Below are 10,945 nucleotides of genomic sequence, written 5' to 3'. Positions count from 1 at the left end.
CGCCACTCCAGCACCTGCGGCGGGCGGCAGGCGCAGGTGCGCGCGCGCCGCCTGCATCAGGCGCACGCGCTTGCTGCCAGCCGTGGCCAGCAGGGTGAGAGTGAAAGACAAGGATGACGCTCCGCTAGTCTGGCGCTTATTCGCCCACGGCCACGTAGCGGTAGCTTTCGCCGTCGTCCTCGTCCGCTTCCTGCGGGTCGTCCAGCACCACCTCGAACGGCAGCGCCTTCAGCTTGGCCTGGTTTTCTGCCGAAATATAGTGGTGCGACAGATCCAGGCGTTTCAGTTTGCCCAGCTGCGTGTGATTGAGCACTGCCACGGCGCTCAGGTCGCCGATGGTGCCCAGCGACAGGTCGAGGATGTCGAGCTGCGCCACCAGCGGCTCTTCCGCCAGCCACACGGCCAGGTCGTCGGCGATTTCCGCGTCGCGCAAGCCGAGATATTTCAGGGTGGGCACGGCCAGCTGCGCCAGCACCTTGCGGTACAGCTCCACGTCGCCCGAGAAACCATAGTCGTCCGTGCCCAGCCACAGTTCCAGGTGTTCCAGCTTCGGCATGCTCGATTGCGCCAGCGCCTCGGCGATTTTCTGGTCGAGGCCACCGGATTCGATGGTGAAGCGACGCAGGTGCTGATGCGCGAATGGTTCGATGACCAGTTCATTGCCGCCGCGGATGCGCAATTCTTCCAGCAGCGGGAAGGCCTCCAGCAGCGGCTTGTAGCTGCCTTGCACGATCCACGAGATTTCGCATTCCTCGTACGTCATGTCGCCAACAAAGATGGCGCGCAAGTTGGGCAGCTCGCCGGCCCGCGCGATCAGCGCGGCCATCACTTCGTCGGCGCCTGATTCGTACGGGTCGCCCCACATGCCGATGATCAGCGCTTCGAGCGCGCCCTTGTCGGCCTTGTCCAGGAAGCCGGCGATCAGCTCGTCCATCTTGCGCTCGTCGTCGTACTCGAGCGACAGGCGGTAGACGATGTCCGGCGAGCCGTCGAACGGCAGGTCCGGGTCGTACTGCACGACTTTTTTTATTGTGGAAGGTGGTGGTGCTGTCGGAAATGGTCATCGCTGTGGCTCCGTGTTAGCGTTGGAGGCCTGGATGCCGCGCGTGTGGCAGCGCTGCTGGACGATGCTGGACGAGCCGGGATGTGCCGCGACGCTCTGCGAAGACATCCAGGCCTGGAAATCTTGTTTATTCTAAAATCTTAGCATAGACATTTAGGCATATTGCGCACTGCAGGAGATGCTTATCTGTGGATGACCACGAGCAAAGCCTTGCCCTCGGTCTTGCCCAGGTTGCGGATGGTATGCGGCTGGTCCGCCGGATACCTGGCCGTGCCGCCATTCTTGACCTTTTTCTTCGCCGTGCCCACTTCCAGTTCCAGGTTGCCGTGGATGACCGTCAAATGCTCGGTGGTGCCCGGGTCGTGCGGCTGGGACGCCAGTTCGCCACCGGGCGCCAGGGTCACTTCATACCATTCATATTTGCCGGCCAGTTCCATCGGTCCCAGGATGCGCAGTACGTAGCCCGCGTGGTCGCCGGGCAGGGTGGGGGTTTCGTGGGCATCCGTGACGCGGATGGTTTCCACGGCTTTCTCGGCGCTGGACAGCAGTTCGCCGATCTGCACGCCCAGCGCATTGGCCAGGCGCCAGGTGATGGCGATGGTGGGATTGGCTTTTTCGCGCTCGATTTGCGACAGCATGGACTTCGATACGCCGGCGATGCGCGACAAATCCTCCAGTGTCAGGCCACGCGCCAGGCGCAAGCGTTGCAGTGTGGCACCTACTTCAGGGGGGGAATTGGTCGAAACGCTGGTTTTCATCGGCAGTTGGCTTGCAAAGTTCAAAAGGCTTGGGTAATATCCACTATATTGAATTTCAGTTCGAAATAGTGGATTTTGAGGAAAAACACGGAAACGTGTAGACTTCAAACAGCGCTTCACGGTACAGCATAGTGCGCGCACCGGTCAAGCGGCTGCTTTCCCCTATGGCGGTTGAGGTTACCCGGATGCCATACATACAACAGGGACACACAAGGATCATCATGAGCGAGCAAGCGAAGAACACCTTTTTCAGCGGTCTGCAACAGAACCTCGATCAACTGCGCCAGCAGGGCTTGTACAAGCCCGAGCGCGTGATCGCCTCGCGCCAGGGCGCCGAAGTGGTGTGCGACGATGGCCGTACCCTGATCAATATGTGTGCGAACAACTACCTGGGCTTGTCGGGCGACCTGCAGACGCAAGAGGCGTCCATCGCCGCTACGCAAAAGTACGGCTACGGCCTGTCGTCCGTGCGCTTCATCTGCGGCACGCAAACCGTGCACAAGGAACTGGAACAGGCCATCTCCGCGTTCCTGGGCACGGAAGACACGATCTTGTACGCGGCGGCATTCGACGCCAACGGCGGCGTGTTCGAACCGCTGTTTGATGAAAACGACGCCATCATCTCCGACGCGCTGAACCACGCCTCCATCATCGACGGCATCCGTTTGTGCAAGGCTGGCCGCTACCGCTACGCCCACAACGACATGGCCGACCTGGAAGTGCAGCTGAAAGCGGCCATCGCCGCCGGCAAGCGCCATAAAGTCATCGTCACGGACGGCGTCTTCTCGATGGATGGCACGATCGCGCAGCTTGACAAGATCTGCGACCTGGCCGACCAGTACGGCGCGCTGGTGATGATCGACGAATGCCACGCGTCCGGCTTCATGGGCGCGACGGGCCGCGGCACGCACGAACACCACAATGTGATGGGCCGCATCGACATCATCACGGGCACCCTGGGCAAGGCCCTGGGCGGCGCCATGGGCGGTTTCACGTCGGCGCGCAAGGAAGTCATCGACACCCTGCGCCAGAAATCGCGTCCTTATCTGTTCTCGAATACCCTGGCGCCATCGATCGCCGGCGCCTCGCTGTCGGTGTTGGAACGCCTGGCCAAGTCGACGGAACTGCGCGACCGCCTGCATGAAAACACGGCCTTCTTCCGCAGCGAAATCGAACGCATCGGCTTTACCATCAAGCCGGGCACGCACCCTGTCGTTCCCGTGATGCTGTTCGATGCGCCCGTGGCGCAGAAATTCGCCGCCCGCCTGTATGAACTGGGCGTGCTGGTGACGGGCTTCTTCTATCCGGTCGTGCCGATGGGCCAGGCCAGGGTCCGCGTGCAGCTGTCCGCTGCCCACACCCGCGAACAGCTGGTCAAGGTACTGGCCGCCTTCGAGCAGGCTGGCAAGGAACTCGGTTTGCTGACCACTACCACTACCAATTAACAAGAATTCAGGAAAATAGCATGGAACGCATCTTAGTCATTGGCGCAAACGGCCAAATCGGTAGTGAGTTGGTGGGCGCGCTGGCGCTGCAGCATGGCGCGGACAACGTCATCGCCAGCGATATCGGCACGAACAATCTGTACCAGGCCAAGCGCTACGCGCAGCTCAATGTGCTGGACAAGGACGGCCTGGCGCGCATCATCGCCGACGAGAACATCACCCAGGTGTACCAGCTGGCGGCCATGCTGTCGGCCACGGGCGAAGCGGCGCCATTGAAGGCCTGGAGCCTGAACATGGATGGCTTGCTGAATATCCTGGAGCTGGCGCGCGAGCGTGGCGAAGCGGGCAAGCCGCTGCGCATCTTCTGGCCGTCGTCGATCGCCGCCTTCGGCCCGAATACGCCGCAGGTGAACACGCCGCAAATGACGGTGATGGATCCGACCTCGATGTACGGCATCAGCAAGCTGGCCGGCGAGCGCCTGTGCGAGTACTACTTCAACAAGTATGGCGTGGACGTGCGCAGCATCCGCTATCCGGGCATCATCAGCTATAAATCGCCTCCGGGCGGCGGCACCACCGACTACGCCATCGCCATCTTCCACGCGGCCTTGCGCGGCGAGCGCTATGACTGCTTCCTCGATGCGAATACCACCTTGCCGATGATTTACATGCCCGACGCCATCCGCGCCACCATCGAACTGATGGACGCGCCGGCGGAGTCGATCAAGATCCGCTCGTCGTACAACGTGGCCGGCGTGTCGTTCAACCCCGAGCAGCTGGCGAAAGCCATCGTGCACATGGTGCCGGACTTCAAGATCAGCTACAAGCCGGACAGCCGCCAGGCCATCGCCGACAGCTGGCCGCAAAGCCTGGACGACAGCACCGCCAGCGCCGACTGGGGCTGGAAGGCGCAGATCGGCGTCGAACAGATGGTCACGGACATGCTGGCCAACGTCGATGCAGGGCAGGCTGCCAAGGCGGCCTGAGTCCTGCACCGGCATTCATAAAAACATACTAATATAAAGAGACACTACATGGATATGAGCGTATTTGACCTGTTCAAGATCGGCATCGGGCCGTCGAGTTCCCACACGGTGGGGCCGATGGTGGCGGCGCGGCGTTTTCTGGTCGAATACGGTCTGCTGGACCAGGTAGTGGGCGTGGAAGTGGCCTTGTATGGCTCGCTGGCGCTGACGGGCGTGGGCCACGCCACCGACAAGGCGGCCATCCTTGGCCTGATGGGCGAGACGCCGCAAGGCGTCGCGCCCGATGAAGTCGACAGCAAGCTGGCCGCCATCGAAGCGGCCGGCGAGATCGCGCTGCTGGGCACCCACGTGGTGCCATTCACGGCCGCTACCGGTCTGATCTGGCACAAGAGCGAATCCCTGCCGGAACACCCGAACGGCATGCTGTTTACCCTGAAACTGGCGGACGGCAGCCGGGTCGACAAGGTGTATTACTCGATCGGCGGCGGCTTTATCCGCGAAGCGGGCGAGGCGCAGGCGGAAGCGGCCGTGGAATCGGCCGCCGCCGCGCGCGTCGTCTTCCCCTTCGACACGATGGACCAGTTGCTGGCGCACGGCGTGGAAAGCGGCTTGTCGATCCCGGAAATGCTGCGCGCGAACGAGTGTGTCAAGCGCAGCGATGCGGAACTCAATGAAGGACTGGACCGCATCTGGCACGTCATGCGCGACTGCATCGCGCACGGCCTGGAAACGACAGGCAACCTGCCCGGCGGCTTGAACGTGAAGCGGCGCGCCGCCAAATTGTGGCGTTTGGCGCAGGATGCGAAAGAATCGGACAACCGCGCCAACGACTTGCCGCACGACGCCGTGCACCTGGTCAGCCTGTACGCGATGGCCGTCAACGAGGAAAACGCGGCCGGCGGCAGGGTCGTGACGGCGCCGACGAATGGCGCCGCCGGCATCATCCCGGCCGTGCTGCGTTACTACGCGGAAGACTGCCGCCCCAGCGATCCGGTAGGCGGCGTGCGCCGCTTCATGCTGACGGCGGCCGCCATCGGCATGCTGTGCAAGCGCAATGCCTCGATCTCGGGCGCCGAAGTGGGCTGCCAGGGCGAGGTGGGCGTGGCCTGCGCCATGGCGGCGGCCGGCCTGGTGGCGGCCCTGGGCGGCACGAATGAACAGATCGAGAACGCGGCTGAAATCGGCATCGAACACCACCTGGGCATGACCTGCGACCCGATCGGCGGCCTGGTACAGATCCCGTGCATCGAGCGAAATGGCATGGGCGCCGTGAAAGCCATCACGGCCGCCTCGCTGGCGCTGAAAGGCGACGGCACGCATTTCGTCAGCCTCGACGAAGTCATCGAAACCATGCGTCAGACGGGCGCGGACATGCAGGACAAGTACAAGGAAACGTCGCTGGGCGGGCTGGCCGTGCACGTTATCACAGTCAATCACGCGGCTTGCTGATGCGCCGGTGGTGTTGTCGGATTACGCGCGCAAGCGCTAATCCGACCTACGGCGAGTGGCAATGTCGCAGGTCGGCACAGGTCGGCGCAGGTCGGCGCAGGTCGGGGTAGGTCGGCTTAGCGCAAAGCGCGTAAGCCGACATCACCACAGCAGCAAGCCGACATCACCACAGCAGCAAGCCGACATCACCACAGCAGCAAGCCGACATCACCACAGCAGCAAGCCGACATCGCCACAGCAGTCTCCCGACAAACTCACTCCTCCTCAAACAACTGCTCCAGCCTCCTCGGGTAGTTATTCAGAAAATCGCGCGTCACGGCGAAGTGCTCGGTGTCTTCATACGCCACTTCGTGGATGCCGCCGCCCGTAAACATCAAAATCTTCGCGTTCGGGTAGGCCAGCAGGATCGGCGAGTGGGTGGCGATGATCAGCTGCGAATCGTCCTGCACCAGCTGGTGGATCACGGAGAGCGCCGCCAGCTGGCGGCTCGGCGACAGGGCCGCCTCGGGTTCGTCCAGCAGATATAAACCCTTGCCCCGCAATTTGTTGATCAGGGTCGCCATGAACGCTTCGCCATGCGACTGCGCGTGCAGCGACTTGCCGCCGTAGCTGCCCAGGTATGCCGGCATGGTGTCCATATAGGTGGCGACATTGAAAAAGCTCTCGGCGCGCAAAAAATAGCTGTCGTCGGGCTTCTTGTAGCTTTTGCTCAGACGCAGATGCGCGTGCAGCCCCGACTCCTCGTCCGATGGCAGTTCGATGCGCACATTGCGCGTGCCGCCATCCTTGCCAAAACCCAGCGCCACGGCCAGCGCTTCAAGCATGGTGGACTTGCCGCTGCCGTTCTCGCCCACGAAAAACGTCACATCGCGGTGGAAGTCCATGTGCACGAAGTCGCGGATGGCGGGGATGGTGAACGGGTAGTGCTCGAGGTCGACGACGGCGTCGGGACGCAGCGCGGCGCTTTGCAGGTACGGTTTTTTATTCAGCGACATGGCCGGCTTTCGACTCCAGGTTTCTCGATTTTCATAGTCACGTGACGGGGAGGCAGGCACAGTGTGGCGCAAATCGGCGGCGCGCGCCAGTGCGCACGCCAGCCATGTCCGCCTGGCTTGATCTGATGCATTATGGCCTGTTTGGCAATATTCAGGCTCTCCAATTGTCACATCCTGAGCAGCCCCGCGCCACGCGATTCGCCTTGGACGGCGGCTGGCACTATAATATCCGCTGCCATTCATGATCAACCGCACTCAGCTCAACTGGACTCTTCAAATCTATGCATTACGTGTCTACCCGCGCTGACAAAGCGCCATCGAATCTGCAGCAATTCTCCGACATCCTCCTGGGCGGCCTGGCCCCCGATGGCGGACTGTATCTCCCTGAACACTACCCGCAAGTCACTGGTGCCGAGCTCAACGCCTGGCGCACATTGTCGTATGCCGACCTGGCCTACGAAATCCTGAAGAAGTTCGCCACCGATATCCCGGCCGCGGACCTGAAGGCACTGACGGCGAAAACCTATACCAAGGCTGTCTACAAGAACGCCCGCGCCGGCGAAAACGCGGCCGACATCACGCCGCTGCGCGTGCTGGAAGAAAATGTCGTCAAGGGCGGATCGACCACCCTGATCCTGCAGGCCCTGTCGAACGGCCCTACCCTGGCCTTCAAGGACATGGCCATGCAGTTGCTGGGCAATCTGTTTGAATATACCCTGGCCAAGACGGGCGCCGAACTCAATATCTTCGGCGCCACCTCGGGCGACACGGGCAGCGCGGCCGAATACGCGATGCGCGGCAAGAAGGGCATCCGCGTCTTCATGCTGTCGCCGCACAAGAAAATGAGCGCCTTCCAGACGGCGCAGATGTTCAGCCTGCAAGACCCGAATATCTACAACATCGCCGTCGAAGGCGTGTTCGACGACTGCCAGGACATGGTCAAGGCCGTGTCGAACGACTTGCCGTTCAAGGCGAAACAGAAGATCGGCACCGTCAATTCCATCAACTGGGCGAGGGTCGTGGCGCAGGTGGTGTACTACTTCCGCGGCTACCTGGCGGCCACCACCAGCAACGAGCAGAAAGTCTCGTTCACGGTGCCATCGGGCAATTTCGGCAATATCTGCGCCGGCCATATCGCGCGCATGATGGGCTTGCCTATCTCGAAACTGGTGGCCGCGACGAATGAAAACGACGTGCTCGACGAATTCTTCCGCACGGGCGTCTACCGTGTGCGCAAGTCCGCCGAAACCTACCATACGAGCAGCCCGTCGATGGATATCTCAAAAGCGTCGAACTTCGAGCGCTTCGTCTACGACCTCGTGGGCCGTGACAGCGACCGCGTGCGCGCGCTGTTTGGCAAAGTGGAAACCCACGGCGGCTTCGACTTGTCGGGTAAACCCGGCAGCGACGGCGACGAATTCAAGCTCGTCGCCAAGTACGGCTTCAAGTCGGGCAAGTCCACGCACCAGGACCGTCTCGACACCATCCGCGACGTGGCCGACGATTACGGCATCACCATCGACACGCATACGGCAGACGGCATCAAGGTGGCGCGCGAGCACCTGGAGCCGAACGTGCCGATGATCGTGCTGGAAACGGCGCTGGCGGCCAAATTCAACGAAACCATCCTCGAAGCGCTGGGCGTGGACGCTGAGCGCCCAGCCGGCTTCGAGAACATCGAAGACTTGCCGCAAAAGTTCGTCGTGATGGATACGGACGTGGAAAAGATGAAGGCGTATATCGCCGCAAATACGGGCTTGTGATGAGCGGGACTGTGATGACAGACGCCAGCACTGTACGCAAACCGATGCTGTCGGTGGCCGAAGCGCAAGCCTTCATGCTGGGCGCGGCGCGCCCGGTGACGGACATCGAACTGGTCGACACCATGCGCGCCAACGGCCGCGTGCTGGCTGCCGCGCAGACGTCGACCCTGAACGTGCCCGAGCGCGACAACACGCAGATGGATGGCTATGCCGTGCGCGCCCAGGATTGCGCCAGCGGCGCGGCCAGCTTGCCCGTGTCGCAGCGCATCGCGGCCGGCCACGTGGGCCAGCCCCTGCAGCCGGGGACGGCCGCGCGCATCTTCACGGGCGCCCTGATTCCGGACGGCGCCGACTGCGTGGTGATGCAGGAGCAGTGCAGTGTGATGGATGGCGTGGTAACGGTCAATCACGTGCCGAAAGCCGGCGAATGGGTGCGCCGCCAGGGCGAGGATATCCGCGCCGGCGGCGTGATCCTGGGCGCGGGGCGCCGCCTGCGCAGCCAGGAAATGGGCCTGGCCGCCTCGGTGGGCCTGGCCCAAGTTCCTGTGCTGCGCAAGCTGCGCGTCGCGGTCTTTTTCACCGGCGACGAGCTGGCCATGCCGGGAGAACCGCTGGCGCCGGGCGCCGTCTACAACTCGAACCGCTTTACCTTGCGGGGGCTGCTGGAAAACCTGGGCTGTGAAATCACCGACCTGGGCATCGTGCCCGACAGCCTGGAAGCGACAAAAGCCGTACTGCGCCAGGCGGCCGAAGGCAATGACCTGATCATCACTTCGGGCGGCGTGTCCGTGGGCGAGGAAGACCATATCAAGCCGGCCGTGGAAGCGGAGGGGCGTTTGAACATGTGGCAGATCGCCGTCAAGCCGGGTAAGCCGCTGGCGTTTGGCGAAGTCAAGGACGCGTTCTTTGTCGGCTTGCCCGGCAATCCCGTCTCCAGCTTTGTCACGTTTTTGCTCTTCGTGCGCCCGTTCATCCTGCGCCTGCAAGGCGTGGCAGGTCCGCTGGCGCCGCGCAGCTACAAGCTGCCGGCCGCCTTCGAGCGCCTGAAGGCGGACAAGCGCAATGAATTCTTGCGCGCGAAGATCAATGATGACGGCGAGCTGGAACTGTTCGCCAACCAGAGCTCAGGCGTGCTGACGTCCACCGTGTGGGGCGATGGCCTGATCGATTGCCCGCCGGGCCTGTCGATCGCGCGCGGCGACATGCTGCGTTTTATCCCGTTTAACGAATTGCTGTACTGAGGAAGCATCGATGAAGATCAATCTGCGATTTTTTGCCAGCGTGCGCGAGCTGCTGGGCACGGCACAGGAAGTGCTGGTGGTGGAAGAGGGGGCCGAACCGCTGCGGACCGTGGGCGACGTGCGCCAGTACCTGATTGCCCGTGGCGGCAACTGGGAATACGCGCTGGCCCAGGGCCGCGCGCTGCGCATGGCGCACAACCAGGTGATGTGCGGCGCCGATACCGTGATCGGCGATGGCGACGAGGTGGCATTCTTCCCGCCTGTGACGGGTGGCTGATCCCGCTCCCCAAATAAGACGGCCACTTCATTGAAGTGGCCGTTTTTTCATGAAGACTTGGCTTTCGGCTTGTCCCCGCTGCACGTGGCACAGGCAACGGCTTTCCGGTAGCGCCAGTATTTCGAGCCGATGAAGATGGCCGATGCCACCAGCGACCAGGCCAGTGCGCTGAGTATGTCCGCCTGGCTGGTGGTGCCCTTGCTGTACTCGACCACCGTCAGGATGATGAATAAAATCGAACTGGCCAGCAAATAGCGGGAAATCCAGAATCCTGCGCCCATGTGTTTCTCCTCTTGTCGTCTCGTTGTCTGGTGAAGTCTGGCCGCTGATCGCTGCGGCATCTCAGCGCAGTATGCATCATTTTTCGGCGTTATTGCCATCTGCTGGCCCTATCTCGACTAAAATGCCGGGGTTTACACCGTCCTCCCGGCTTGCCATGACCAACTCCAGTCCCCTTCCGTTTCACATCGCCGTCATCGGCGGCGGCCCTGCCGGCCTGATGGCAGCCCAGGAGGCGGCCGGCCAGGGCGCCAGGGTGGAACTGTTCGACGCCATGCCATCGGTCGGCCGAAAATTCCTGCTGGCGGGGCGCGGCGGCATGAACATCACGCATGCGGAAGGCTACCAGCCCTTCGTCTCGCGCTACGGCAGTCAGGCGCCGCGCATCAAGCCTGCACTGGACCAGTTCGGTCCGCAAAAAGTGCGCGACTGGGTGCACGGCCTGGGCGTGGAGACCTTCGTCGGTTCCTCGAACCGCGTCTTCCCCGCGGATATGAAAGCGGCGCCGCTGCTGCGCGCCTGGCTGCACCGCCTGCGCGAAGCGGGCGTGCAATTTCACATGCGCCACCGCTGGACGGGCTGGCGCGACGGCCAGCTGGTCTTCGCCACGCCGGAAGGCGAACGCCTGCGCGCCTTCGACGCCGTGATCCTGGCGCTCGGTGGCGGCAGCTGGGCGCGCCTGGGCTCGG

11 protein-coding genes are annotated in these 10,945 nt (G+C 62.6%); 7 read left to right on the top strand and 4 right to left on the bottom strand.

The window, feature by feature from the left end; all coding sequences use genetic code 11:
• Positions 1–136 precede the first annotated feature (136 nt).
• Positions 137–1,018 (bottom strand): STM4015 family protein, encoded by an 882-nt coding sequence (locus JaAD80_RS26975; protein ID WP_219726892.1) that lies wholly within the window; start codon positions 1,016–1,018, stop codon positions 137–139.
• A 227-nt stretch (positions 1,019–1,245) separates the two neighbouring features.
• Positions 1,246–1,821 (bottom strand): helix-turn-helix domain-containing protein, encoded by a 576-nt coding sequence (locus JaAD80_RS26970; RefSeq protein ID WP_102299134.1) that lies wholly within the window; start codon positions 1,819–1,821, stop codon positions 1,246–1,248.
• 221 nt (positions 1,822–2,042) lie between these two features.
• Here JaAD80_RS26970 and kbl point away from each other — a divergent pair, with 221 nt between their 5' ends.
• Genes kbl through JaAD80_RS26955 form a run of 3 tightly spaced genes read left to right on the top strand, consistent with a single transcriptional unit; the run spans position 2,043 to position 5,701 of the window.
• Positions 2,043–3,266 carry a glycine C-acetyltransferase gene (gene kbl, locus JaAD80_RS26965; protein ID WP_102299130.1) on the top strand — a complete coding sequence of 408 codons (1,224 nt, stop codon included), beginning with the start codon at positions 2,043–2,045 and terminating at the stop codon, positions 3,264–3,266.
• Between the two features lie 20 nt (positions 3,267–3,286).
• Positions 3,287–4,252: an NAD-dependent epimerase/dehydratase family protein gene (locus JaAD80_RS26960; protein WP_102299129.1), complete on the top strand. Its 966-nt coding sequence runs from the start codon at positions 3,287–3,289 to the stop codon at positions 4,250–4,252.
• Positions 4,253–4,300: 48 nt separating this feature from the next.
• Positions 4,301–5,701, top strand: coding sequence for an L-serine ammonia-lyase (locus JaAD80_RS26955; protein WP_102299128.1), 1,401 nt, complete (start codon positions 4,301–4,303; stop codon positions 5,699–5,701).
• 254 nt (positions 5,702–5,955) lie between these two features.
• Here the strand turns inward: JaAD80_RS26955 and JaAD80_RS26950 are convergent, their stop codons facing one another.
• Positions 5,956–6,696, bottom strand: coding sequence for an AAA family ATPase (locus JaAD80_RS26950; protein ID WP_102299127.1), 741 nt, complete (start codon positions 6,694–6,696; stop codon positions 5,956–5,958).
• A 281-nt stretch (positions 6,697–6,977) separates the two neighbouring features.
• On the opposite strand from JaAD80_RS26950, the gene thrC reads away from it, so the two are divergent.
• The 3 genes from thrC to moaD are packed head-to-tail and all read left to right on the top strand — an operon-like array spanning position 6,978 to position 9,977.
• The gene (gene thrC / locus JaAD80_RS26945) at positions 6,978–8,459 is read left to right on the top strand and encodes a threonine synthase (RefSeq protein WP_102299125.1); all 1,482 of its coding nucleotides are present in this window, start codon (positions 6,978–6,980) and stop codon (positions 8,457–8,459) included.
• A 14-nt stretch (positions 8,460–8,473) separates the two neighbouring features.
• Entirely contained in the window at positions 8,474–9,700 is a 1,227-nt protein-coding gene (gene glp, locus JaAD80_RS26940) for a gephyrin-like molybdotransferase Glp (protein ID WP_102299132.1), read from the top strand.
• Between the two features lie 10 nt (positions 9,701–9,710).
• The gene (gene moaD / locus JaAD80_RS26935; RefSeq protein WP_102299124.1) at positions 9,711–9,977 is read left to right on the top strand and encodes a molybdopterin converting factor subunit 1; all 267 of its coding nucleotides are present in this window, start codon (positions 9,711–9,713) and stop codon (positions 9,975–9,977) included.
• 47 nt (positions 9,978–10,024) lie between these two features.
• Here the strand turns inward: moaD and JaAD80_RS26930 are convergent, their stop codons facing one another.
• Positions 10,025–10,258 (bottom strand): hypothetical protein, encoded by a 234-nt coding sequence (locus JaAD80_RS26930; RefSeq protein WP_102299123.1) that lies wholly within the window; start codon positions 10,256–10,258, stop codon positions 10,025–10,027.
• A 155-nt stretch (positions 10,259–10,413) separates the two neighbouring features.
• On the opposite strand from JaAD80_RS26930, the gene JaAD80_RS26925 reads away from it, so the two are divergent.
• The coding region (locus tag JaAD80_RS26925; protein ID WP_146012559.1) for an NAD(P)/FAD-dependent oxidoreductase at positions 10,414–10,945 on the top strand (532 nt) is incomplete at its 3' end.

This window comes from Janthinobacterium sp. AD80 (assembly GCF_002878455.1).
In the GTDB taxonomy this organism is placed as follows: Bacteria; Pseudomonadota; Gammaproteobacteria; order Burkholderiales; family Burkholderiaceae_D; genus Janthinobacterium.
This window is presented reverse-complemented; position numbering and strand designations above follow the sequence as displayed.